General features: G+C 43.0%; 17 protein-coding genes. 7 read left to right on the top strand and 10 right to left on the bottom strand.

Going from position 1 to position 25,589, the window contains the following annotated elements:
* Positions 1–10 precede the first annotated feature (10 nt).
* From B3R63_RS00145 to B3R63_RS00125, 5 genes are all read right to left on the bottom strand, one after another.
* Positions 11–1,564 (bottom strand): hypothetical protein, encoded by a 1,554-nt coding sequence (locus B3R63_RS00145; protein ID WP_286727454.1) that lies wholly within the window; start codon positions 1,562–1,564, stop codon positions 11–13.
* 282 nt (positions 1,565–1,846) lie between these two features.
* Complete coding sequence (locus B3R63_RS00140) at positions 1,847–3,466, bottom strand: ABC1 kinase family protein (protein WP_286727453.1); 1,620 nt, start codon at positions 3,464–3,466, stop codon at positions 1,847–1,849.
* A 12-nt stretch (positions 3,467–3,478) separates the two neighbouring features.
* A complete protein-coding gene (locus B3R63_RS00135) occupies positions 3,479–4,153 on the bottom strand; it encodes a ubiquinone biosynthesis accessory factor UbiJ (RefSeq protein WP_005023103.1) in 675 nt (224 codons plus the stop codon).
* A 13-nt stretch (positions 4,154–4,166) separates the two neighbouring features.
* Positions 4,167–5,111: a bifunctional demethylmenaquinone methyltransferase/2-methoxy-6-polyprenyl-1,4-benzoquinol methylase UbiE gene (ubiE, locus tag B3R63_RS00130; protein WP_034683429.1), complete on the bottom strand. Its 945-nt coding sequence runs from the start codon at positions 5,109–5,111 to the stop codon at positions 4,167–4,169.
* Positions 5,112–5,264: 153 nt separating this feature from the next.
* Entirely contained in the window at positions 5,265–5,972 is a 708-nt protein-coding gene (locus tag B3R63_RS00125) for an FFLEELY motif protein (RefSeq protein WP_286727452.1), read from the bottom strand.
* 212 nt (positions 5,973–6,184) lie between these two features.
* Between B3R63_RS00125 and B3R63_RS00120 the strand changes: the two genes are divergently transcribed.
* Positions 6,185–7,606, top strand: coding sequence for a polyphosphate:AMP phosphotransferase (locus B3R63_RS00120; RefSeq protein WP_286727451.1), 1,422 nt, complete (start codon positions 6,185–6,187; stop codon positions 7,604–7,606).
* A 41-nt stretch (positions 7,607–7,647) separates the two neighbouring features.
* On the opposite strand, the gene B3R63_RS00115 is transcribed toward B3R63_RS00120, so the two are convergent.
* The gene (locus B3R63_RS00115; protein ID WP_286727449.1) at positions 7,648–8,145 is read right to left on the bottom strand and encodes a hypothetical protein; all 498 of its coding nucleotides are present in this window, start codon (positions 8,143–8,145) and stop codon (positions 7,648–7,650) included.
* 186 nt (positions 8,146–8,331) lie between these two features.
* Between B3R63_RS00115 and B3R63_RS00110 the strand changes: the two genes are divergently transcribed.
* The 6 genes from B3R63_RS00110 to B3R63_RS00085 all read left to right on the top strand — a co-directional run bounded on the left by B3R63_RS00110 (position 8,332) and on the right by B3R63_RS00085 (position 22,372).
* Entirely contained in the window at positions 8,332–12,024 is a 3,693-nt protein-coding gene (locus B3R63_RS00110) for an exodeoxyribonuclease V subunit gamma (RefSeq protein ID WP_286727447.1), read from the top strand.
* Positions 12,021–15,725: a UvrD-helicase domain-containing protein gene (locus tag B3R63_RS00105; RefSeq protein WP_286727445.1), complete on the top strand. Its 3,705-nt coding sequence runs from the start codon at positions 12,021–12,023 to the stop codon at positions 15,723–15,725. Before B3R63_RS00110 ends, B3R63_RS00105 begins: the two co-directional genes overlap by 4 nt.
* A gap of 87 nt (positions 15,726–15,812) precedes the next feature.
* Positions 15,813–17,573, top strand: coding sequence for an exodeoxyribonuclease V subunit alpha (gene recD / locus B3R63_RS00100; protein WP_286727444.1), 1,761 nt, complete (start codon positions 15,813–15,815; stop codon positions 17,571–17,573).
* 853 nt (positions 17,574–18,426) lie between these two features.
* Positions 18,427–18,696, top strand: coding sequence for a 30S ribosomal protein S15 (gene rpsO / locus B3R63_RS00095; RefSeq protein ID WP_005016930.1), 270 nt, complete (start codon positions 18,427–18,429; stop codon positions 18,694–18,696).
* Positions 18,697–18,943: 247 nt separating this feature from the next.
* Complete coding sequence (gene pnp / locus B3R63_RS00090; RefSeq protein WP_171287476.1) at positions 18,944–21,037, top strand: polyribonucleotide nucleotidyltransferase; 2,094 nt, start codon at positions 18,944–18,946, stop codon at positions 21,035–21,037.
* A 96-nt stretch (positions 21,038–21,133) separates the two neighbouring features.
* Positions 21,134–22,372, top strand: a complete 1,239-nt coding sequence (locus tag B3R63_RS00085) for a magnesium transporter CorA family protein (protein ID WP_005405997.1) — start codon at positions 21,134–21,136, stop codon at positions 22,370–22,372.
* Positions 22,373–22,426: 54 nt separating this feature from the next.
* Here the strand turns inward: B3R63_RS00085 and B3R63_RS00080 are convergent, their stop codons facing one another.
* The 4 genes from B3R63_RS00080 to B3R63_RS00065 all read right to left on the bottom strand — a co-directional run bounded on the left by B3R63_RS00080 (position 22,427) and on the right by B3R63_RS00065 (position 25,542).
* Positions 22,427–22,759, bottom strand: a complete 333-nt coding sequence (locus B3R63_RS00080; protein ID WP_034671095.1) for a chaperone modulator CbpM — start codon at positions 22,757–22,759, stop codon at positions 22,427–22,429.
* Between the two features lie 12 nt (positions 22,760–22,771).
* Positions 22,772–23,725, bottom strand: a complete 954-nt coding sequence (locus B3R63_RS00075; RefSeq protein ID WP_005405721.1) for a DnaJ C-terminal domain-containing protein — start codon at positions 23,723–23,725, stop codon at positions 22,772–22,774.
* 155 nt (positions 23,726–23,880) lie between these two features.
* Entirely contained in the window at positions 23,881–24,342 is a 462-nt protein-coding gene (locus tag B3R63_RS00070; RefSeq protein ID WP_005016918.1) for a DUF2147 domain-containing protein, read from the bottom strand.
* A 324-nt stretch (positions 24,343–24,666) separates the two neighbouring features.
* A complete protein-coding gene (locus tag B3R63_RS00065) occupies positions 24,667–25,542 on the bottom strand; it encodes an Hsp33 family molecular chaperone HslO (RefSeq protein ID WP_005016915.1) in 876 nt (291 codons plus the stop codon).
* Positions 25,543–25,589: the final 47 nt, after the last annotated feature.

The raw sequence follows: 25,589 nt of genomic DNA, 5'->3' as shown, positions 1-25,589 counted from the left end.
AAATTATTCTTTAATTTAGCTTAAAGTAACCTGTAAGTACTGGTGCTTCAAAGCTCTTATTGCTAATTGTAATGGGGGCTCGATCTAAATTAAAGGTCGGGTCAAAATTATAATTAGTAGGAAGGATAAACGCACTGCTTTCTAGCATATCACCTGTACGTAATTGAGCTTTGTAACGGTTATAATAGTCCTTCAATTGACTATTCTTTCCATCAAGATCTGCTTTTTCAAGCAAAGCAATCAGAGAAATAGCGCCATTATTATTGACAGTAATGTCGCTTGTTGTAGTGATCTGTAGCAGATTTAGGCCTTGCAATGTTGAGTTAAGCGTAACCTGAGTGCCCTTAGGAATTGTAGCTGATTTTACTGTACCTTCCGCATTAAATGTAAGGTACACACGGTCAACAATCGCATTAAGGTTTTCAGTTTGTCCGGCACGCTTACCACTAATTTTGAAGCCGACTTTAAAGTTATCGCTTAGTTCTGATTTTGCATAGTTCAGTTTAAAGTCAACACCAAATGCAGAATCAATATTGCTTAAACTCAAGTTAAGTGGAGCTGTACTGGACGAATTCTGAATCTGCTGTACAGAATAGCCAGCTAACTTAAAGCCACCATAGTTTGGTAGCATTAGATTTTCTTTTAGACTATTCTGAATTTCAGGTGCTTGAACCTGTGTTAACAGATTAGTACCACTCGAAGCGGTTGCTAACAAATCATTTAGGATTACTGATACTGCAGTAATATTATCCTTAATTTGATCAACTACTGTTTCATCAAGTTGGACATTAGGGTCATTAATAGCAGTATTTGCCTTTTCTACTATTTTATTAACAACAGCTCCCATAACAGCCGGATTAATTTCGACTGAATTACTCATAAACAGTGGTTGATTCGGTGTTTTTAAAACATCAATTACTGCTGCAAAAGCAATTTGGGTTGCTTGTTGTTTATCTTCCTGATCGATAACCGGATTGCCATCAGCATTACTTAAAGTTTTAAGACTATTTTCTGCCTGATTAATCAATTGTTGTAAGATAAAAGTAGCAGCAGCAGTATGTGCTGTTCCATCTTTTACCGGATCAAAACTGCTTAGTTTGTCAGCTGTCAGATTATCCTGAATGCCCAGATTAGTGAGGATAGTATTTAACTGACCAGTTTGCCCGGCTTGAGTTAAATAGTAATCAAGTGAAGTTAATGGACTTACAACAATATTTCTAGCTGCAGAAGTTTGAAAATCTGATTTTTTTAGTTTTAGTGTACCGGTGAATGGTAAGCCTGTACCCATATCTGTACCACCCGTAATAGTCAAGGCAGAGTTATTACAGTTTTCCCGGGTGGTAAAAGTAAATTTACCGGTCTCATCTGTTTGAACACTAACATTATTACAGTTATCAAAAGAAATAGTGGCATTTTTTAAATAAAAATCAACTGCTACACCTGAAAAGGTCTGTGGAGTAAAATTGTTACTTTTTCCATTATCACTGCTGCCACCACCACACGCACTAAGTAATGTTGAAATACTAATCGCTAGTAGTGAATATTTTACTATTTTATTAAACATCTTGTTAAATCCTAGTAGAAAGTGAATTAAAAATAATTATGAATAACTCTAATAAAAAATATCAAAACAGAATAAATTATATTCTACTTCTATATAAAAATAGAGAGATTAAGTTTTTATGTTTCTTATTGTTGTTTATTACACTACCTTTTGTAAGAAGAATAATTTTTTAAGATTAAAGTAAATCGAATTTTTCAGAAAAAATTTAGCTTTTAACTCAGATAGAATTAGAAATGTATTAAAGGCAGTTGCGTTAGTTAACGCCACTGCCTTTAATAAAAATTATTTTACTACCCGCCATAAGGCTAAGAAGCTGGCAAACGCAATAAGCAAAACCGATAAATACCATGGCGCAATGATGGCTATACTGAGAAAAATAGCTATGAGGCTGCCGAAAATCCAGCTACGTCGCTGCTGGTGTTCCATTTGCAGGCGCATACCCTGTAACTCACGCAGTTGCTTTTCATGCCAGGATGACTGGTTTTTTAGTCCATTAAGACTATCAGTCAATAAGCTTGGTAAATCTTGTGCACCCAGTAGCAGGTCTGGAATTTGCTGACCTATTTCCTTAATATTCTTGACGGGATGCATATTTACCTTAATCCAGTCAGTCAGGATGGGTTTGGCCAGTTTCCAGATATCCAGCTGTGGATACAGGTCAGTGCCCAAACCCTCCACGTGAACTAATGTTTTAAGCAAAAGCATCAGTTGCGGTGGAATTTCCAGATGGAACCTGCGGGCGATGTCCATCACCTGAATAAGAATGCCAGCAAAGTCCAGTTGATCCATTGGCTTGGAAACCATTGGCCCGACAGTACGGCGCATTTCACGAGCCAGCGCATCCTGGTCCGTACCTGGAGGGATCCAGCCCGCCTGATGCACAATCTGGATTAGCTGCATAAAATTATTGTTCATCACGGCCAGCAGCATTCGTGCGACAGTCATCTGGTCATGTTTGGAGAGTTCACCCATAATCGCGCAGTCCAGTGCGATAAAGCGTGGATTCTGCGGGTTGATAGTTTCCACAAAGACATTGCCCGGATGCATGTCAGCATGGAAAAAGTTGTCACGGAATACCTGGGTAAAGAAAATGGTTAATCCCTTTTCAGCCAGATCGGCCCGGTCCATCCCCATACGGTCAAAGGTGGCCGTATCTGAGATTGGAACGCCCGTAATACGCTCTGCAACCATTACATCCGGGCTGTCCATATAGACTTCCGGTACATACATCATGCTAGAGCCAGTAAAATAATGACGCATGCGACGCGTATTATCAGCTTCCAGAGTAAGGTCGAGTTCGTTCAGGATAATCTGGCGATAATCTTGGATAATTTCAGATAAATGCAGGGCACGTGCTGCTTCAATCCGGCTTTCCAGCCAATGACCTAGCCAGGCCAAAATTTCAAAATCCTGTAAAATCTGCACTCGGATATCGGGCCGGGTTACTTTAACAACCACTTCACGGCCATCGTGCAAGGCAGCTGTATGTACCTGGGCAATTGAAGCAGCAGCCAGCGGCTGCTCGTCAAAACGCGCAAACAGGGTGTATATATCAGCTCTCAGGGATTGCTGGATTCTTGATTTAGCCACCTCAACTGGAAAGGGCTTGACTCTGTCCTGTAACAGCACCAGCTGTGCCAGAATCTCGGGTGGTATCAGGTCGCGACGGGTAGAAAGCAGTTGTCCCAGCTTGATTGCTAATGGCCCCATGTCTTCTAGGGCTTCTTTTAGCTTGAGCGGGTTTTTACGTTCTTTACTCGACCATGCAGCCGGATGCAGGCGGATTAAATTTAGTACAGGACGGGCTTTGACAGGTATTTCTTCCGCGGGAACCAGGGTGTCGAGTCTGTAATGGGCTGCGATACGCCAGAGTTCGAATAAACGTGTAACGTGCGGAATCATAGAGAGTGTTACCTAGTCTTGTTTTTGGACTGATTGAGACAAAAGCTGAGCTTGAAGCTGCTGAAGACGTGCTTCTAGACGGTCAATATTCTGGTTAAGTTGCCGGGTAGAGTGATGTAGCTCATCCATTTCCCAGCGGCCTGCAAATAGCCCGCTATCTTCTTTGAGTGCATCTTCGGCAAAAAAGAAGTGACTTTGCATTGAACGCTTTAAAATTTTAGGTGCAAGCTGGAGTTTGCCGAGCTCATGTGCCAAGGCCGGACCTATCCATGGGGAAAGATGTGCTGCCAGATCAGGCTCGGCCTGCTGAATAATACGCTGTAACTCCTGTAGCAAGCGATAATCACCTTGTACCGGAATATTACCGATCTCTTCTGCCAGAAAAAGTTTGGCCAGTTCAACTATATTTTCAACCTTTAAGGTTGCTGTCGCTTCACTAAAAGCATGTTCTGGATCAAAAGGACGCTGTTCAAAAACAGAAGACTGCTCCGGATGCCCGGTAATGGTTGGTTCCAGTCGCACCTCATCTTCATCGAAGCAGATATCTACAGACAGCTGCGGTGAAGCAATTACAACCCTTAGCATTTTGCCTTGTAGCTGGTTAAGCTGAATACGTGTCAGCGAATCCAGCTCAATCCAGTGATGAATGACACGCTCGATAGCACCCAGTGCTAAAATCGACCACATACCGTTCTACCTTTTAAAGTTTAAATCCACGGTGTACCGCAACAATACCACCCGTCAGGTTGTGGTAATCACAGTTTTGGAATCCGGCATTTTCCATCATTGTTTTAAGTGTACGCTGGTCCGGGTGCATACGAATGGATTCAGCAAGATATTTATAGCTTTCAGAATCATTTGCAACCAGTTTGCCCATAAGCGGCAGGGCAGTAAATGAATATAGGTCGTAAAGTTTTGAAAAAGGCTCAAATACCGGTTTAGAAAACTCCAGAACCAGCAGGCGGCCGCCCGGTTTAAGTACGCGGTACATGGCTTGTAGCGCTGCATCTTTATCTGTCACATTACGCAGGCCAAAACTGATAGTCAGCAGATCAAAACTGTTATCTGCAAATGGTTCCAGTGTTTCAGCATTAGCGAGTACAAAATCGACATTAGTACAACCCGCATCTAGCAGACGGTCGCGTCCAACATTGAGCATGGATTCATTGATATCAGACAGAACAACATGACCAGTAGGGCCAACTTCACGGCTAAAAACTTTAGCCAGATCACCTGTGCCGCCTGCAATATCTAGTACATGCTGGCCGCGACGCACACCTGACATGTTAATTGCAAAACGCTTCCACAAGCGATGAATGCCGAAAGACATCAGGTCATTCATGACATCATATTTGCTGGCGACCGAATGAAATACTTCTGCAACCTTTTGTGCCTTGTCTTCAGCACGTACACTCTTATAGCCAAAGTGAGTCACTTCACCTACGTTGCCGGTATTGGCACCACGTGGCAGGTTATATTTAGGTACCTGTGTATTGGTTGAAGCATCAGTCAGCTGTTGTTGTAGGGATTGCTGCTGGCCTTGAGGTGCACCTTGCGGTAAAGGCTCGGTTAAGAACGGACTGACTTTCTCTGTATTGGATACCGACTCAGTGGCTGGGCTGGATGTAGGGTTTTCATTAGACATACGAGTCACTCCTGAACACAGAAATAATAAATCTTGCAGTAGATTGCATGATGACAGATTCTCGCTATTTTTACAGCGTTCATCTTGTAATTGCTCGGAATAATATACAGAAAAAATCTGTTGAGTTATCTTTTATCCGGTTTCTAGCACAGATTATATTTTAAACGGATCTGCCTTACCTGAATGAACATTGTCGATGATTTTCCGTTCTTTTTCGGTAAAACTATGAATGAAAGCAGCAGCTGATTTCATGGGTTTCATAGCCACAAACCCCTCCCCAATAAAATCGTACATCAGCTGGAACTGGTATTTTTGCGCTACGCCTTTACACATTTTGAATGCAGTATGCATAACAAAAGAACGCATGTATTTATCAAGATTTAGCCCCAGTTCATCAAGTAAATCAAGTTGATGGTAACGCGCATCTGACTGATTTAATTTGATTAATTTCAGACGCATCATTTCATCATTAATAGGCTCCTCAGCCGGGTAGTCTTCAAGAAGCTGTGCAGCCACCTGTTCATCAAGCTGCATTGCCAATACTGCCAGACTGACGGATTTCAATCCGGTTCTGATGGCATTTTCAGGCAATAGCTTCTCTGCTTTATGTGCATACTTGAGTAAGCGTTCAATCTGTTTAGCCAGATCATCAAATTCTGGTCCGCCATATAGACGATTTAGAAAATATGTAGCCATCAGCTGGTTTTGTGGCTGACTAAAAAGTCCCTGATGCGTAGATTGGATTCGGGCTTTAAGCCAGGCTTGAGCCTCGTATAAACGTTTTTTTAAAGCAGGATCCTGATGATAGCTTAAGTCATTATATTGTTTTAAAAGCTGGTCAAGGGCGTCGAGTTTAGACATGAGATAACATAACCCAGTTTAAATATAAAAAAAGAAAAGCATAGCCAGAGTTTAAATCAGGTGCTATGACAACATTGTTCTGGACTTATTAAAAAATAGTCAGTCAATCTATAAAAGATGCGCTAAATAAAGTGAAACAAATAATACATTAAGTTTCAGGGCGCTAGTGTAAATCACAGTATATTGAACAAAACAGAAATGATGAGGCACGCATGGCCGGACAAGAAAAAAGATCTTTTAAACTGATGAATGAAGATGAGTTATCACTTGCCCTGATCGATGCCCAGTATGCCCTGCGGGAAAGCCGGGGAACACCGCAGGCTAAAAGTCTGGTCATTTTGGTAAGTGGCATTGAGCTGGCTGGTAAGGGCGAGGCAGTCAAGCAGCTTCGTGAATGGGTGGATCCACGTTATCTGCAGGTCAAGGCTGATCCTCCACATCTATTGACCCCCAAGCTGGCTTTCTGGCAGCCATATAGTCGTTTCATACCTGCAGAAGGGCAGATTGTGGCGATGTTCGGGAACTGGTACAGTGACCTGCTGGCAACAGCTATGCATGTTTCTGAACCGCTTGACCAAGGCATGTATGACAGTTATATCGAAAATATGCGTGCCTTTGAGCAGAACCTCCAGAATAATCATGTCGAGGTTGTTAAAGTCTGGTTTGATCTGCCCTGGAAAAATCTGCAAAAGCGTCTGGACAATATCGATGCTTCAGAATTGCACTGGCACCGCCTGCATGGGCTGGACTGGCGCAATAAAAAACAGTATGAGACTCTGCAAAAGTTACGTCAGCGTTTTACTGATGACTGGCTGATCATTGATGGAGAGGATGAAAAAATCCGTGACCAGCAGTTTGCGCAATCTATATTAGAAGCTATGCAACGCCTGCCAGTCCATCAGGACAATGGAGCAGCTAACTGGAAACAGGCAGCTGTTCCGCAACTATTGCTGGAGCCCCAAAATGAAGAACTGGCAGAAAATGAGTATAAGAGTCGTTTAAAGGAATTAAGTCGTCAGGTTGCAACGGCACTACGTCATGATGAACGTCAGGTGGTAATCGTTTTTGAAGGCATGGATGCAGCTGGTAAAGGAGGAGCCATTAAACGGATTGTTAAAAAGCTGGACCCACGTGAATATACAATTTATAGCATTGCTGCCCCGGAAAAATACGAGCTGCGCCGACCCTACTTATGGCGTTTTTGGAACAAGCTAGATGAACATGAAGATATTATGATTTTTGACCGCTCCTGGTATGGCCGGGTACTGGTCGAGCGTATAGAAGGTTTTGCCAAACCGGCAGAGTGGCAACGAGCCTACGATGAGATTAACCGTTTTGAAAAAGACCTAACTGACAGTCAGACTCTGGTGATCAAATTCTGGCTGGCGATCAGTAAAGACGAGCAGGCCAAGCGCTTTCAGGCCCGTGCCGATACACCACATAAACGTTTTAAAATTACAGATGAAGACTGGCGTAACCGCGAAAAATGGGATGAATATTTAAAAGCTGCTGCTGACATGTTTGAGCGGACCAGTCCTGCATGGGCACCTTGGCAGGTAATTGCGACGAATAATAAAGAAGCCGCTCGTATACAGGTACTCGAAGGCATTCTGAAAAAACTACAGGCTGATTAGTCAGCCTGTAGTTTTTTAATATTGAGTTATAGAGATTATTTTTAAGCTTTTTGTATTTTCTGCTGAATATTTTTAGCCATTTTATAGCTTTCCTCAACATGTGCTTCGGCTATCTTCTTCATAATAATATAACCCAGACTTGCTGCAACAATCTGACCACCGAGCGGAATAAATTTGGTCACCTGTTTAGTCAATACTTTACCGACCATTCCATTTAATGACTGCTTTGCCGCAGTACGGGCAACTACCAAGCCAGAAAATTCTACGCCACGTTTACGCAGCTCATTCCAATGAATTTGTTTGGTTTTTGCGTCATACACACTGATCTGTTCAGGGGTCAGACCAAAACGATGGTTAATTTCCGGCAATAATTGCGATAAAATACCGATGTCAATCACGACATCAAAAAAAGGAATTGGAATTACGGCCGCCCCGGCGGATACGTAAGCACGTTTTTTGACCAGTTCCAGACATTCTTGACGAATCTGTTCTAAATTCAGGGTAGGATCAATGGCATCAGGAATCTTGTCTATTTTCATTATATGAATACCTTATTCAGTGAAGTGTTAATTTTCCAATTGAATCACTATTAAGATACGTATTTCAAAGAAATTTTGTACCCATGGATGATTTAAAAGTGACATGGCCAGCAGATGTTGTACAGTGAATTATCTTTGTGATTTTGTGCACAGAACTTGAATATTTGTTATTAGGGTAAAAAGAATATGGGGATTCATGTTATTCAAAGCCAGCGTATTGACGTATTGGTACACGGGGTGCTTTCTACCTTGGGCCAGCCGGCAGTACATCCGCTTGAAGTCTTGAAAACCCAGCACTTTGTGGTACCGACTCCAGCTATCGAGCAGTGGCTGACCCAGAAAATGGCTGAAGAACAGGGCATTAGTGCCAACCAGCTGTTTCACCAGCGTATACGCGGTTTCCAATGGTATGCCTATCAGCAGGTACTGGCTGATAAAGATAAGGTCCGTAAAGCCAATATTCCGCGCCTGATTATGAAGTGGCGGGTTTATCAGGCCTTGGGCCCTTTTATTGAAGCTGAAAGATTACAGCTAGATCAGCAGCATCCCCTATATCCGATTATTTGCCGGATTTACGATACCGCCGAAGGACTTGAACCGGGTATCATCCGGCAGCTCAAGAAACAAGGCATGCTGTACTGGGTAGCTGAGCAGGTCTCTAGCCTGTTCAGCAACTATATGGTTTACCGTGGCTATTGTACTAAAAAAGGGTGTACAGAAGTTTGTCGTTGTCCAACCAACTGGCTAAAAGCCTGGGGACGGAACCAGCCACTTGATATCGAAGCATTATTTTATACAACAGGCACTGAAATCTCTGCCTTTACCTTGAACCAAGCACATGAACTGGAAGGCTGGCAGCGTTGGCTCTGGCAGGAAGTATTTCATGAAGACTTCGAGCTGATGCAGGAAATTGATGCCGAGTTCTGGCAACAGCTGGAACAGGAAGCAACGCGCAAGCAGGCGCTTAAACGTTTGCCTCAGCAACTGGTGGTATTTACATTGCTGGATCTGCCACCGATCCAGTTACAGTTTTTGCGCCGTTTGGGACAATATATTGATGTCTTCATTCTGCACTACAACCCTTCGCAGGAATACTGGGCAGACAGTGTCGATCCGGTCTGGAAAAAGCGTTATGACCTGCGCGTGAAAGAGCGTTTTATCAGTAAAAATCCGCAGGCAACCGATGTCGATATCAAAAAGTTTTTTGAGGATTTCACTCTGCATTTTAATGCGGAAGTCAGAGAGTCGCGTCATCCGCTGCTGACCCGTTTCGGCAAGCAGGCACGTGACCATTTTTCATTGCTGTCGAGTTTATCCTCAGGGGAAGAAGGACAATGGGTAGATGCTTTTGTTGACGAGTTTCCTGATAATCTGCTGGGTAAATTACAGTCAGATATCCTGTATCTGGCAGAACCGCAGAAACATCGATATCCACTAAATGCAACAGATGATTCTATCCAGATTCATGTCTGTCATTCTTCGTTGCGTCAGCTTGAAGTCTTAAAAGACCAGCTGACTTACTGGCTCTCGCAAAGCTCAAAAGACCAGCAGCGTAGGCCTAGCGATGTTTTAGTGCTGGTACCTAATCTAAAAGAACTTGAACCTTTAATTCGCAGTGTTTTTGCTGTTGCCCCTAAATACAGTACATCTAGCACTGATTCTAATATTTTTCAGGCAGCCACCAGAGAGCGGCAGGTTCATCTGCCTATTAAAATTGCCGGTGTGGCACAACTTGATGCCAGTAATGCTTGGCGCGCAGTTCTGGAACGAATTCAGCTGGTGCGTGGCCGCTTCACCTTGCAAGAATTTTCAGACTGGTTAAATCTGACAGCAACCCAACAGCGTTACGGACTGGATGTCAATCGCAGTGAACGTATGCTGGTCCTGCTGGCTGCAGCCGGCTTTAAACGCGGACTGGATGCCCGGCATTTACAATATAGCCTGAGCCGGCATGATGAGGACTTCCGTTTTACATTCAGATTTGCACTAGACCGGCTGGCACTGGGCATTGCTATTCCTGACCATACGATTTTTAATGAAACCCTAAGCTTTGCCCAGGTACAACCGAGTGACTTTGAGCTGATCGCGAAGCTGATCGAAATTTATCAAGACTTTGACCAGCGCCGGGACTGGCTACTGTGCCATGAGCTGGGAGAACGAGTAGTAGTTGAGAGCTGGTTGCAGCGTTTAAATGAAGATATTGCAGAATTTGAACAACAGGGCGTTACTGCACTGAAACCGGTACGCGAAATTATTCATAAACAGATTAGAATGCTGACACTGGCCAACTTTTATAGTGAGCAAGAAGAGCAAAATTTACGCGGTATCTGTTTACCCCTGGCATACCTCATTGAAGAAATTAATACAGCGCTCGATGCCCAGATTGAGCAGGCGGAACCTACCGGCCAGATTACCTTTAGCCAGATCGGGCAAATCCGGCCTTTACCGTACCGCTTGGTAGTTATGCTAAACCTGGACAGTGGCACGTTTCCAAGTCGCAGCCAGCGGTTACCTTTTGACCTGATGGATATACTGCGTCCACAGCTGGGCGACCGCTCACGACTGGAAGATGATCAGGGTGCATTTCTAGATGCATTACTGTTAGCTCAGGAAAATTTATGGCTGTTTTATAATGGCTTTGATGTTAATGACGGGGAAGTACGTGAGCCATCGAGTACCCTGCAGGAATTTGTACAGCATCTGGCATTGATTGTCGCTTCTGAACAGCCCGATGAGGTGATAGACCAAAAAATTTCCCTAAATGGGATTGAAGTACCCCGACAGCTTGAGCAGCTTTATCACGTTCATCACCTGCAACCTTTTGACCCGGCTGGTTTTGCCACTGAAAAGCTGATCCGCTATCAGGATCAATGGTTTAATGTGGCACAGTACTTACTACAGGCGCGTGGACAACGCCAGCCGTGGGCAAACATACCATACCCGCTAAATACTGAAAATATTCAGGTTCTCCATAGCCAGCAATGGATACAAGATGTCATCTTTCCAGCGCGACTGTATTTAAAGACCTTAGGGATTGAAAATCTGAGTTCGAGTGAAAGTGCAGCCCAGCATGAACCCTTAATACTGGATGGATTAGGCCGCTATGCTATTCGAGATTTTCTCTATCAGCAGAATAGTGTGAAAGAGCCACAAATACTGATGCACCAGCTACCGGTTGGAAAAGTGGCACATAGTACCTGGCAGATCAGCCTGGCTGAACAGGAAACTTTAAAGGCTCGTCTGCAACGTTATGCACCCGAGGTCACTCCAGTCACCCAGCAGATGTGGAAGGTCAGTGCTGAACTGCATATGCAGATTAATATTCCTCAAGCAGCTATGACTGACTGGGTCAGTATGGAGCCATCTAGTGCACGGGCTAAGCGCCGGGCCAAAGTCTGGCTTGAATATCTTTTATGGTTGGCTTATCTGAACCAGTCAGAAGAGACAAGCCGGAAATTACAGCGTGTGGTCGTCTTCAGTGACCAGACTGTAATCTGTGCGGGTGTCTGTTCAGTGGAAGCACGAAAGCTGCTTGATCCTTGGTTTAAGGCTTGGCAATATGGCCAAAGCCAGCCGCTGGTTTTACCGGCTGCCCTGATATTAAGTGTGGCTGAAAAGGGTAAAAAGCATGAATGGACTGAAAATGAAGCTGGCCAGAAAGTCATTAATAATTTTGATACGCTGTTAAAAGACTGGAATGAAACCCATCAGTACGGTTCATTTTCCGCAACAGAAAATGAAGCGGTACGGCTCCACCGTGACTGGCAGTTTATCTTGCAGGAACAGGACGCCACTGCCTTACTGGAGCATTGCTGTAAAACTTTCTCTTATGAGTTATATGCACCTATTTTTGAATATCAGCGGGTTGAAACAACATGAATGAGCCACAGGCTATTTCGGAATATCCGATTGCTGATATGTGTTTCTCTGGCCTGCATCTGATCGAGGCCTCGGCTGGCACAGGAAAAACTTATACCCTGTCTAGCCTGATAGTGCGTATTCTTATTGAGAAATATCTCCCCAACCAGATTATTGCTACCACTTTTACCCGAGCAGCGGCAGCTGAACTAAAAAGCCGGATTCGTAGCCGTCTGGTAGAAGCCTATCAATATTTTAATGATTGTCAGGATTTGACAGAAATTGAAATGTTGTATAAGGCAGAACAGGAAAAAGATCCCCTGTATCAGGTGCTCTGTAAACAATTTTCGACACAGGTTGGTTATGTCTGTGAACGACTTAAACTGGTCATAGACCAGCTGGATGAACTGTTTGTCAGTACGCTGGACAGTTTTAGCCAAAAATTGCTGCGTGAGTTTGCCTTTGAAAGTGGCAAAATTGAAGGGGCACAGTTAACTGAAGATGCTAAGGCCTATAGTCAGCAAATCGTCCATGACATTTTAAGAGAGTGGATTCAAGCTCAGCCGCAGCCCTTGATTGACTATTTACTGTTAAGCAAACAGCTCAAAAATACTGACGGTTATCTGGCGATTGTAGAAAACAGCCTGAATTTCTCTTCAGCCCAGTTTATGCCTGTTGCCGCGCCAGTCATGGATTTGGAACAGTTTGAAGCGGAGCTGGATCTCTTATTAAAATTGGATCTATCTTTAGTAGAAGGGCTGGCCGATTATTATCGGGCAGATGGACAGCACAATAGTATAGTCGGAAAAAAATGGCGGACTGAGCAGTTAATGGAAACAACGCTGTGTCAGAATCTGCCAGATTTTATTAAGGCTTTACATACCCAGCGTTCTTATGCCTTATTTGCAGCGCACTGGACCGATATCTTTAAGTGTATTACAGATCTGGCCACAAAAAAGGTTCTGAACAAATGTGCTGCCGAGGTACTGGAATATTTTGAAAATCATCAGATTATCCAAGGACTGCGCCGGTTTTGCGAATGTGTAGCCAATTTAAAAACTGATCTTTCCCGGTTAGATACCTATTTACAGTTTTATATTAGTCAGGAAGTGCGTAAGCGCCTTCCACAATTACTGCAGCAGCGTGGGGAAACCACATTTTCACAGCAAATCCGGACTTTGGCTGAGGCTTTGCAGGGTGAACAAGGCCAGCGTTTTGCAGTGTATGTCCAAGCCCGTTATCCTCTGATTGTGGTCGACGAATTTCAGGATACCAATCAGGATCAAGATAATATGCTGGCCAGTATCTGGCGGCATCCACAGCGACATCAGCACAGCTGTATGATTATGGTCGGTGATCCAAAACAGGCAATTTATGGTTTCCGGGGCGGAGACATGCTGACTTATATCAAGGCCCGGCAGGATGTTTTAATCAAACAGGGTAAACTCTATACCTTAAGACAAAACCACCGTTCAGTTCCTGAACTGGTAGAAGTGGTCGATGCGCTATTTCAACGTGAAGTCAACTTTGGTGAAGAGGTTATTTATACTCCGATTCAGGCAGGAGCACGTCAACATCCGCCTTTGACCGACCAGCAGCGTAAAAACTACTGTCCACTACGCTGGGTCCAGCTTGGCGATAAAAACAAAGAGGCCGAACAGGTTGCCTGGAAGATTCGTCAATTATTAAATCATGGTATAGCCAGAGAGTTGTTATTTGACGAGTCAGGCGGTCAGCGTCCTTTAAATGAAAATGATATTGCTATCCTGTCCAAGAATCATGATGGGCTAGACAAAGCCCAGTATGCTTTAGAGTCTTTAGGTATCCGGGTTAACCGGCCCTCTAAGCGTAGCGTATTTGACTGCCAAGTGGCCCGTGATGTTGGAGCACTGCTGACGGCTATCATGCATCCGTATGATGAGGGTAAGGTTAAACGGGCTTTACTGAGCCGGTTACTCGATTTTAATTTGCAAAGTCTGGTCGAGCTGGAGCAGCGCACTGACGGTTTGAGCAGTTTTATACACAAGTTTGATGATATCCGTGAATTATGGCTGGAACGTGGTTTCCTGAGTGCCTGGCAGTACTGTCTGCAACATTTTCAGGTCTGGCAGAAACTGGTAGCCATTGCCAGTAAAGATAACGAAAGGGCTGTGGTAAATCTGCGGCATTTAACCGAAGTACTGAGCCAACATAGCGAAATTTATCCGGGTGCCAAGAATCTGTATTATTGGTATTTTAAACAGTTACAGTCACCAAGCGAACGAGAATGGGAACTGGAACGACGCCTGTCTAATGAAGCAGGTGTACAACTGATGACCATTCACCAGTCAAAGGGACTAGAATTTAAGGTGGTATTTTTGCTGGGTGCTGACAAAGCATTTAAGGAAATGAATAAAACCCTGAATTTCTCTACAGTTGAGCAGTTAAACCCTGTAACAGGTCAGCTTGAAAAGCAGCGGGTTATTGCGGTAGCAGACAAAAACCTGCTAGATGAAAATGCAGTAAACCAGCATCAGGAACGTGCAGCAGCAGAAAACCGTCGTCTCTGGTATGTTGCCTTAACCCGCGCCAGTCACCGTGTTTATGCCATGCTGCAAGATACTGAAGGTAAAGCCAGGCACAGCCTGGCTTTCTGGCGTAATCGGGCAGAACCTTTTGTACATCCTCACTGCATGGATGAGCCGCTTCTAGAGCAGCTACCGGCAAAAGTTTCTGCCAGTTCGGTCTCAAAGCAAATCAGTGTCCAAGCCTTGAATCTGCCCCAGCAGCGTTTTTATCCTCGGGCCAAAACCAGCTTTAGCTATCTGGCGCAGCATCTCAAAACTAGAAAAATCTTTGATCCGCTTGCAAATGAAGTAAAGCGACCAGAAAGTGCCGAAGACGAGTTGCATGTAGTAGATAAAGCGTACTTACCGGCAACCCAGCCCTTAAGCTGGATCAAACAGAACTTTCCGATGGGTACTGTAGCTGGTAATTTCCTGCATGAGATTTTTGAGCATATTGATTTTCAGGAGCCGGCAGACTGGATACTGGAAATCCGCCGCCGTTTTAAAAATGATTATAGTGGACTGTGGAATGAATTACGGGATAAATATCAGCGGGATTTTCCCGAACAGGCAGAAGATGAACAGCTACTGTTAAACTGGCTGGCAGAGTGGCTCCAACAAGTACTTGGGACTCCGTTACACGCAGGTTTTGAGTTAAAGCATTTACAACCGGAACAGCATTTGGCTGAATTTCCATTTTGTCTGGCACTTTCAGATCATGTACTGGCAATTCAGCGAATTCACCAGCTATTTGCTGAATACGGGATTGATATGCCTGAACTAAATCCTGCCGAATCCGCGCGTTATCTGAATGGTTCCATCGATCTGGTTTATTTTGATGGTCATCAGTATCATATTGCCGATTATAAGAGTAATTTTCTGGGTAGTGATCAGTCAGACTATAATCATGCCTCAATCCGAGCCAGTATGTCACATTCAAGTTATTGGTTACAGGCTGGTCTTTATCTGGTTGCACTGCATCGTTATCTGAGTATACAGATGCAAAATTACGAGATCAGCCGGGATCTGGGCGGAGCAAGCTATCTCTATCTGCGTGGCATGAACGGTCAACCGGATCATGGCGTGTATTACTGGAAACCCAGTACAGAATTTATCCTGCGACTTGATGCTTTATTAGGTTATTTTATTGAAGATAAAATGAGTAAAATTGCTTAATAAGTTATTTGAAATATTTTATAAACAAAAACTTAACTTGTGGATAAATTTGTTTATAACTCTGTAGATAACTATGAGGATAACTGTGTGGAAAATAAACAGCTTCATGAAAACTCCCAACAGCAATGGATCAGTACATGGAGCAGTTTTATTGCACAGACCCCTTTTCATGACGGTGAAAAACATGAAAATGCTACTAATATAATTGTCCAGGTTCTCGAGACTCTTCAGCAGGGCAATAGCTGTATTGAAGCTACCGAGGATCAGGTCAAGGTTTTAAATAATCTAGTAGGATTTGAGCAGCAGGAGCACTTGCCGGTTGCGCCATTTATATTTGATGGTAGCTCATTATACTTGTACCGCTACTGGACCTTGGAAACCCGACTGGCAAAGCAGATTGAACGCCTGTGGCAGCAGCAGATTCCTCCGGTTGACCTGACAGCCTATTCGGGGCTGTTACAAGATAAATATCAAAAATCTGCCCTGACAATGGTTGCCGGAAAAATACTGAGTATTATTACTGGCGGACCGGGAACAGGCAAAACCTATACACTGGCACGTATTATCGCGGTTCTTAACCAGGCTATTCCTGATATTCGTATTGCTATGGCAGCGCCTACGGGAAAGGCTGCCCAGCGTATGCAGGAAGCACTACGCCATTCTTTTCAAGATCCTAAACTGCTGGAATCTGGTTTGATCACACAGAGCCTGCAAATGCAGACTACTCAAACCATTCACCGGCTGCTTGGGCTGGGTCAAAACCAGCAACCGCGTTTTCATAGCCGGCAGCCGTTACCTTATGATGTTATCGTTATTGATGAAGCTTCTATGCTTGACCTGGAACTCGCAACCTTACTATTTGAGGCTATACCAGATCACTGCCGGCTTATTTTACTTGGAGATGCTCAGCAGTTAGCCTCAGTTGAAGTAGGCTCGGTTCTTGCTGACCTGCAACAGATTCCTGCCTTGGCGGAACATCGGGTCCATCTGGTAAATAGCCGTCGTTTTACAGAAGATGCACTTATTGGAAAAATGGCCAAGTTTATCCAGCAGTTTCAAGCTGGAAAACCTCATACAGAGATTCTGGATTATTTCCAGCAACAGATTGTACCGGCTGACCAACTTTCAGCTATTACATTAAGTCATGATATGCAGGATCAGGTACAACTTGAATTCTTGCCTGCTTCAGCTCAAAGCCTGAATTGGACAGAATTTTATGAAAAACTGATGCAGGGTTATTTACCTTATCTTAAAGCACTTAAAAATTATTTACAGGCAGAAGAAACTTCTGAGGATACAGTCAAACCTCTGGTTCAGGCATTTGACCATTACCGACTGCTTGCAGCTACCCGACACGGGGCATTAGGGCTTGAGAAACTTAATCAGTATGCTAAACAGTGGCTGAATCAGGCTTTGAAAACAATTGCAGTCGGTGACTGGTATATTGGCCGTCCAGTTATGATGACCTATAACGACTATCAGCTGGGGCTTTCAAATGGTGATATCGGTATCTGTGTTCGACATCGGGAGCATCCTGACCAGTTTGAAGTTTATTTTCCCAGTCTGAACAAATGGGTGGCTGCCACACGGCTACCTAAAAATATTGAAACAGCGTTTGCGCTGACTATCCATAAGTCACAAGGCTCAGAATTTACTCATACCGCAGTCATATTAGACCAGACAGCGAAAAACTTGTTAAGTCAGGAACTGATTTATACAGCCATTACTCGAGCTAAGAAAGTAGTGAGTTTACTAGTAGACCCGGAAGCATTTGTCCAGTCTTTAACAGTAAAAACCACCCGTAAAAGTGGATTGGTTAGTAAAATTAATAGAAAACTAAGTTTGTGAAATAAAAGTTAATAATAAGCCTTCTTGTAAGTTTTTGCTTACATCAATTCGAGAAATTAGCGCCTAGAGCTAATGCAGAGTTTCTGAGATGATGGCTTCACATAAAAAGCCTAGCACGGAAAGCTAAGCAATAATCGCATTATAACTATAATCAGTCGAATGACAGCGAACTTGCATGAAGTAAGTGAAAAAGAGGAAACTTACAGCCGCTAAGCCTTGTAGTTTTGGGAGAGACTACAAGGCTTTTTTATTGCCTGTTAAAATGTCAAAGGGACTCAACCATAAATACACCAATAGATAAAATTTACTCATTTGTAGGTTTTAGCTTACATATTGATACGTAAAATACGACTTTTATACATAATTAGATCTGACAAAATATTACACATAAGGAAATATACAATTATATACAGGACATTATTAATTCATTCAGAATAACATTGGCTTAAAGAAGTTAAGAACAACTATAAATTAAAGAATAATAACGAGAAAAGAAGAAACTACAGCGCAAAAAAAGCCCAAGCCTAGCTTGGGCTTTTTTTAAATAATTATTTTTAGAATTGGCAAAATATATTATCTTTAAAAAGTTTAATAAAGTACTAAAATAATTAAGGGATTCTGTGAGTTTCAATTTTATAAAACATAAGAGATATTCATAAAAAATTTAAGGCGGAGAAAAATCATAAATCGGTCAGGGTAAAGGGTTAAATCAGAAAAACAGCCTGCAATTTTTGCAATTAGAGCGTTTTTCGCTTAAAATATGACGCTTGCTGTAGTGATGCACGGCAGTCAGTTTGGCTCGGTCAAACTGGTAGGTATCAAAACTCTTTTCAAAGCATCTCGGAGAAATCGAATGGCTTTAACAAATCAAGATCGCGCAGAGATTGTTGCTAAATTTGCTCGTGCTGAAAACGACACAGGTTCACCGGAAGTTCAAGTAGCTTTGCTGACTGCTCAAATCAATGATTTACAGACTCACTTCAAAGCTCATAAACATGACCATCACAGCCGTCGTGGTCTGATCCGTATGGTTAACCAGCGTCGTAAGCTGCTTGATTACCTTAAAGGTAAAGACACTACACGTTATAGCGATTTGATTGCTGCTCTAGGTCTGCGCCGTTAATCTGGCAATTCCTATTTTGTTTTCGGTAAGTCGAATGATCGATTTTTCGTTTGCTGAGAATGAAAGTGTATCTGCTTTTGCAGGTTAAAGTGAGAAGGGGCGAATAGTTCGTCCCTTCTTTTGTGTTTAAAACTAGTGAGGTGCGGCTTCTAAGCTTTGTCATTTATCATTGCTGTCGGGAATGATATGAATGTCAAACCTTAGGGGCCTCCACTAGAATAAAATCAGGATATTAAAATATATGTCGATGTTTAACATTGTCCGTAAAGAATTTCAATTTGGTCAGCATCAGGTTGTACTGGAAACTGGCCGTGTAGCACGTCAGGCGAATTCCGTGCTGATCACTATGGGTGGTGTTTCTGTACTGGTTGCTGTAGTTGCTCAACCGACTGCCAAAGCTGGTCAGGACTTTTTTCCACTGACTGTAAACTATCAAGAAAAACAATATGCTGCTGGTCGTATCCCGGGCGGCTACGGTAAACGCGAAGGCCGTGCATCTGAAGCTGAAACTCTGATCTCACGTCTGATCGACCGTCCAATTCGTCCATTGTTTCCAGAAGGTTACTACAACGAAATTCAGGTAACTGCGACCGTTGTTTCTTCTGACAAGACCATGGATGCCGATATTGCTGCCATGCTGGGTACTTCAGCTGCGTTGTCAATTGCCGGTACACCATTTCGTGGCCCAATCGCTGGCGCACGTGTTGGTTTAATTAACGGCGAATATATTCTTAACCCGAACCATGAACAGTTAAAAGAAAGTGATCTTGACCTTGTGGTTGCTGGTACTGAAACTGCGGTACTGATGGTGGAGTCTGAAGCCAAAGAGCTTTCAGAAGACCAGATGCTGGGCGCAGTACTCTTCGGTCATGATGAAATGCAGATTGCTATTCAGGCAATTAAAGAATTTGCAGCAGCAGCAGGCGCAACTGACTCAACTTGGGTTGCACCTACTAAAAATGATGCACTGCTTGAACAGCTAAAAACTGCTTTTGAAGCTAAAATCTCTGAAGCATATACAATTGCTGTAAAACAGGAGCGTTATGCAGCTCTTGATGCCTTACATGCTGAAGCTATTGCACAGTTTGTTCCTGAAAATGACGAGACTGGTATTGCTGACGAAGTAAATGAACTGTTCGAAGAGCTGAAATATCGTACCGTACGTGACAATATCCTGTCAGGTAAACCACGTATCGATGGTCGTGACACTAAGACTGTACGTGCACTTGATGTACAGGTTGGCGTACTGGAACGTGCTCACGGTTCAGCATTGTTTACCCGTGGTGAAACTCAGGCTCTGGTTACTGCAACACTGGGTAATACCCGTGATGCGTTGATGGTTGATACACTGTCAGGGACCAAAACTGACAACTTCATGCTGCACTATAATTTCCCGGCGTATTCAGTAGGCGAGACTGGCCGTGAATCTGGTCCTAAGCGTCGTGAAATTGGTCACGGACGTTTGGCGCGTCGTGGTGTACAGGCTGTACTTCCACCGGTTGACCGCTTCCCGTATGTTCTACGTGTAGTATCTGATATTACCGAGTCAAACGGTTCATCTTCTATGGCTTCTGTCTGTGGTGCTTCACTTGCACTGATGGATGCAGGCGTACCATTAAAAGCTCCAGTTGCAGGTATTGCAATGGGTCTGGTTAAAGAAGGAGAACGTTTCGCTGTACTTTCTGACATCTTGGGTGATGAAGATCACCTAGGTGACATGGACTTTAAAGTAGCCGGTTCTGCTAATGGTATTACTGCCCTTCAGATGGATATTAAAATCGAAGGTATTACTGAAGAGATCATGGAAGTTGCCCTGAATCAGGCATTTACTGGTCGTATGCATATTTTGAATGAAATGAATAAAGTCATTTCTCGTGCTCGTCCTGAAATTAGTATGCATGCTCCAACATTTGCTGTGATTACAATTAATCCAGACAAGATTCGTGATGTTATTGGTAAGGGCGGCGCGACAATTCGTCAGATTACTGAAGAAACTAAAGCTGCAATTGATATTGAAGATAATGGTACCGTTCGTGTTTTCGGTGAAACTAAAGCTGCTGCGAACGCTGCAATTGCCAAGATTCAGGCCTTAACTGCTGAGGTTGAGCCAGGCAAGATCTACGACGGTAAAGTTATCCGTATTGTTGAATTTGGTGCATTTGTAAATATCATGCCAGGTACTGATGGGCTGTTACATATTTCACAAATTTCAAATGAGCGTATTGCTAACGTGACTGATGTTCTTAAAGAAGGTCAGGAAGTGAAAGTTCAGGTTGCTGATGTAGATAACCGTGGCCGTATTAAACTGACGATGAAAGATATTGAGCAAACTTCTAACTAAGTTTGTTATCAATTTGAAATGAAAAGAAAAGCCTGCTTGATGCAGGCTTTTTTTATGTCATGATGCATATGTAAATTTTTATAATAATTATCAGGTATGCAGGTTTATTATTTCTATCGACATCTGAGCGAACAGTGCATTTTTGTGAGTCATCAACCCGAAGAAGGCCACGAGCTTGAGTTTATCTGGATTGATTCGACCCGTGACGATGTAATTAATCATGTTAAAGACTGGCAGAATAAAATTCATGAGCTTTCACAGCTATCCCTGTCTGAATATCATGTCAAAGATATTTTAAACGTAGAGCATCCATGTACTTTCGATAGTACTGAAGAATACAATTTACTGATCCTTAGAAAACTGGTTACGCCAGATGACCAGATCAAAAATATTGATCTTGGACTGGAACCGCAGGAAAGTGCTTTTGGTCTGGCTACCACGCCAGTCAGTTTTATTTTTAACCCTGATCTATTAATTACAGTGCGGGAAAAAGGCAATACTATACTGGAAGTCTTTATCCACCGGCTTCAGGCCAGCCTCAGTTGCAATATTGATGATCCTGGAAAACCACAAAAACTCGCCACCTCTCCTTTTGATCTGGCATTACGTCTTTTATGTAGCATTATCGATAACTATCTCGATATCCGAATGCCATTAACACGGCGGGTTGAATACTGGCAGCGTGAGTTGCTGCAGGGCAGAAAACGTTTCAAACAGTGGCATCAATTATTTCAGGAAATGACTCTATTTCAGCAAATTGAAAATCTCTGTGAAGAACAAATTGAGGCTATGCAGGAAATCCGTGATGAAATTGTTCAGAACTATCATCATCTAATGGGAGAAGATCTGGTTGATCCTCAGGATATCCTATTGATTCGACTGGATGATCTAACTGGCCACATTGAACGGGTACAAAAGCATACTACCCGGCTTCGAAACTCCATACAAAGTGCCATTAACCTACATTTCTCTGCTATTTCCAACCAGACCAATGAAAATATGCGGATTCTGGCGATTATTACAACTGTTTTTGCGCCTTTGACCTTATTAACCGGTATTTATGGAATGAACTTTGAATATATGCCGGGACTTAGTGTAGAGAACGGGTTCTGGCTCATGCTGGTAGCCATGCTATTTTGCACAGTCTTGCTAATTTATCTATTTTACCGGCGACATTTGCTGGGGCGGGGAGAGCGCAGTATTCTGGATCTGCTGGCTCAGCAGCATCATCAGCGTAATGTAAACCTGTCTTGGTTACTCGATGAAGAAAGGTATCATTCAGCACAGCAGCAGAGAAAACGGGCCAGATTTAAATTACGTAAATCGGTCGATTAATTTTTCTCTACTCCAGAGTTAAATTTTATAGTTTATCTGGCCCAAGTTATACAGCTATTTGGGTTTAAATATGCCAATCTGTTTGCGTAAATGCTGAACTTCATCAATCAGATCCAGCATGACTGCAACTGCAGATAAACTGGCATTAAAATCACGCTGTAAACGGTAAGCCTTACGGGCACGAGCTACATCTTCGCCCAGAAACTGATATGAAGATTGCTGAGAGCGTACTGGTAAGATATCGTATTCGAGCAATTCCAGAACCCATTCCTGACTCTGTCCACACACTTGAGCAAAATGTTCAAGATCTAGCATAGATTGTTCGTCAATAATTTCAGAGTCATGTTGGCCCTGATATACAACTTCACGGTAATGAATAATCGCCATTTTCCATGCTCCTTAATAAGCGCGAGGCTGATAAGATACGAATGCTTCAGCCAGAGATTCATAAGCCTGCTGTTGCTGTGCAGTGGTTGCTGGTGGCACTACAATGTTCAAGATAAGATAAAGATGGCCCGGTGTTTTATTTGGAATTCCTTTATCCTTCAGGCGAAGTTGTTGGCCAGACTGGGCATTTTTAGGCAGGTTTACATTCAATGAACCGGCTGGTGTATTTACGGTAATCGCTTTGCCTAGTGCAGCCTCCCAAGGAGTAACATTGACGGTATAATAAACATCCGTACCATCTACTCTGATTCGGTCAGTATCACGATATTGTATTTCAATATATAAATCGCCATTCTCGCCGCCATTAATACCGAGCTGACCTTGACCGCTTAGGCGGATTTGCTGGCCTTCTTTCATACCTTTAGGTATTTTAACCTGTAAGGTTTTGCGCTGTACCTCTGGTTCCCCATATGCATTTACAGTCGGAATCTGCAAAGTGATATTTTGGGTCGCTCCCTGATAGCCGACTTCTACATCAATTTCGATCTTGGCGTGCTGGTCTTCACCACGATAACTACGAGGCTCGCGCTGGTACTGATAGTGGCCTCCACCAAATCCTGTACCAAAACGACCAAACAGGTCTTCAAAACCATTAAAATCTGAAGCATCTCCTTGAGAAAAACCTTGCCGATAGAAACGGCTGCCATCAAAGCCACCCTGACCTGCATTCTGATTAAAGCCAGAGAAGCCTTGTGGATGATCCAGCATCTGGTCATATTCAGCCTTCTTTTCCGGGTCACTTAACGTATCATAGGCAACATTAATGGCCTGCATCTGTGCTTCCGCATCTGCTTCTTTACTGACATCAGGATGATATTTACGGGCCAGTTTTCGATAACTTTTCTTGATTTCTTCAGGACTGGCATCTCGTGAGATACCCAATTGTTCATAATAATTTTTTTCCATAGATCAGCTCTACGTCTATTCATTTATCTGTTTTAATTCATTATTGGAGTTGTATAAAAAAAAGCCAGAGTAAAGCATTAGTTATATTGTTTCAAAGCGTGACAAAAAAAGCCCCGAGAACTGGAGCTTTTTGATTTAAGTTTCAATTAAATATTCTAGTATTTAACCCAAGTCACACTACGGCCTACGACGGATACACCTACGTAGCCTCTTAGCGTGAGGTGTTTGCCATTTGCATTGACCTTGGCCTTACCCTTATAAATTTTTCCTCCGATCGGATCAAGTACACGACCATCAATGTATTCATATGGATTATTTGGATTCTGTTTAAAGTTATAAATAAAGGGAAGGCCAATAAAAGGCTTACCTTTTAAATCACCTGGACAGTTTTCACATATTTCCATTTTTGGGCGGCCAGGTACTGCACGAGTTTCTACGATTGTGCCGGTATAAGTACCATCTGCATTTTTCTTGACCATTACATCAGCGCGGGAATAGCCCGTCCGGTCATCTACCGTTTTCCATTTACCGACTAAAGGATCAGCGCTTGCAAAACTTAAAGTGCTGATCGTTGTAAAAAAGATCCCCGCAGCCATGCAGGACAATAGTTTCTTCATGAAATGAACCCCAAATATAAAATAATAATTTTTTCAGTCTTGTTTTAGAGTAAAACGCCTAATTTATAACGACTCATCTTTAAAATTTCAACTAAAAAATCAATAGGATATTGCGATAAGGAGAAAGTAGTAAGACAGTCATAAAATCTGAGCCAGCTTTGGTATAGAGGAAGTTAAATTTTTTATTTATTAATCAAAAACTTATTTTTAGATAAAGATATAAGAACTTCAATATTAAAGCGTGAGAAACAGGTAAGCGAATAAGGAAAATAATAAAAAAGCCCTAAGGAATTAGGGCTTTAAAATTCTGATTCTTAGTAATTTTTAACTGAGATGTTCGCCAAACAGGCCCAAGGCTTCTTCAGCAGTGAAAGTATACTGTGCCTGGCAGAACTGGCAGTCCATTACGATTGGATTCTGGAATTCTAGTGTTTCACGCACAGCACTTACGCCAATCTGTTGCAGAGCAGCAGCACAACGCTCTTTTGAACAGGTACAGCCAAAACGTAAATGTTCAACCTCAGGCAAGCGGACGTCCTCCTCGTTATAAAGACGATAAAGTATTTCCTCGGCGCCAAGTTCGGTCAGTTCTTCCGATTTTAATGTTTCAGTCAGCATGGTTAACCGTGGCCATAAGTCTTCATCCACGATTTGCTGTTCTTCTTCACTATTACGTGGTAAAAGCTGAATCAGTAAGCCACCGGAACGCTGTTCATTACTGGCCAACACTAACCGGGTCGGAATCTGGGCAGACAGGTCATAATACTGCATGAGACATTCTGCCAAAGTTGAACGGTCAAGCGGTACAATCCCTTGATAGCGTTCGCCAAATTCGGGTTCGATATTGATAAATAGCACTGGATTGACCAGAGAGCCGAGTACGACACTACTATCTGTGGCCTCGCCAAAACGTGGATCTTCTTCATACTCAGCCAAGGCACGGACCTGACCTAAATGAGTACACTCAGCCATAGCCCATTTAAAAGTACCGGCAGCCTGAATTTGTAAACTGATACGGCCCTTAATTTTCAGGGTACTGGCCAGCAGAGCAGTCGCACTTAGCATTTCGCCAATCAACAGTTGTACGGCGGGTGCATAGGGACGCTGTGCCAGAATAGTTTGTAAGGCTTCTTCAAGATGAACAACTTCACCACGAACAGGGCTATTCTCAAGATAGAAGCGTTGACGTAAATCAGACATAAATTTCTCCAAACCCTGTCTTTATGGTGTCTTTATTTTAAAATACA

Origin of the sequence: Acinetobacter sp. UBA1297 (genome assembly GCF_002307755.1) — a bacterium.
Classification (GTDB): domain Bacteria; phylum Pseudomonadota; class Gammaproteobacteria; order Pseudomonadales; family Moraxellaceae; genus Acinetobacter; species Acinetobacter radioresistens.
The sequence above is the reverse complement of the archived record's forward strand: the minus strand, read 5'-3'. Positions and strand labels throughout refer to the sequence as shown.

Bases quoted from the DNA above. Each gene is read 5' to 3' on its own strand.
- ubiE (WP_034683429.1), bottom strand. From the start codon at position 5,111: ATGTCTAATGAAAACCCTACATCCAGCCCAGCCACTGAGTCGGTATCC.
- pnp (WP_171287476.1), top strand. From the start codon at position 18,944: ATGTTTAACATTGTCCGTAAAGAATTTCAATTTGGTCAGCATCAGGTT.
- B3R63_RS00115 (WP_286727449.1), bottom strand. From the start codon at position 8,145: ATGAAAATAGACAAGATTCCTGATGCCATTGATCCTACCCTGAATTTA.
- rpsO (WP_005016930.1), top strand. From the start codon at position 18,427: ATGGCTTTAACAAATCAAGATCGCGCAGAGATTGTTGCTAAATTTGCT.
- B3R63_RS00110 (WP_286727447.1), top strand. From the start codon at position 8,332: ATGGGGATTCATGTTATTCAAAGCCAGCGTATTGACGTATTGGTACAC.
- B3R63_RS00145 (WP_286727454.1), bottom strand. From the start codon at position 1,564: ATGTTTAATAAAATAGTAAAATATTCACTACTAGCGATTAGTATTTCA.
- B3R63_RS00105 (WP_286727445.1), top strand. From the start codon at position 12,021: ATGAATGAGCCACAGGCTATTTCGGAATATCCGATTGCTGATATGTGT.
- B3R63_RS00075 (WP_005405721.1), bottom strand. From the start codon at position 23,725: ATGGAAAAAAATTATTATGAACAATTGGGTATCTCACGAGATGCCAGT.
- B3R63_RS00135 (WP_005023103.1), bottom strand. From the start codon at position 4,153: ATGTGGTCGATTTTAGCACTGGGTGCTATCGAGCGTGTCATTCATCAC.
- B3R63_RS00080 (WP_034671095.1), bottom strand. From the start codon at position 22,759: ATGGCGATTATTCATTACCGTGAAGTTGTATATCAGGGCCAACATGAC.
- B3R63_RS00070 (WP_005016918.1), bottom strand. From the start codon at position 24,342: ATGAAGAAACTATTGTCCTGCATGGCTGCGGGGATCTTTTTTACAACG.
- B3R63_RS00085 (WP_005405997.1), top strand. From the start codon at position 21,134: ATGCAGGTTTATTATTTCTATCGACATCTGAGCGAACAGTGCATTTTT.
- B3R63_RS00125 (WP_286727452.1), bottom strand. From the start codon at position 5,972: ATGTCTAAACTCGACGCCCTTGACCAGCTTTTAAAACAATATAATGAC.
- B3R63_RS00065 (WP_005016915.1), bottom strand. From the start codon at position 25,542: ATGTCTGATTTACGTCAACGCTTCTATCTTGAGAATAGCCCTGTTCGT.
- B3R63_RS00140 (WP_286727453.1), bottom strand. From the start codon at position 3,466: ATGATTCCGCACGTTACACGTTTATTCGAACTCTGGCGTATCGCAGCC.
- B3R63_RS00120 (WP_286727451.1), top strand. From the start codon at position 6,185: ATGGCCGGACAAGAAAAAAGATCTTTTAAACTGATGAATGAAGATGAG.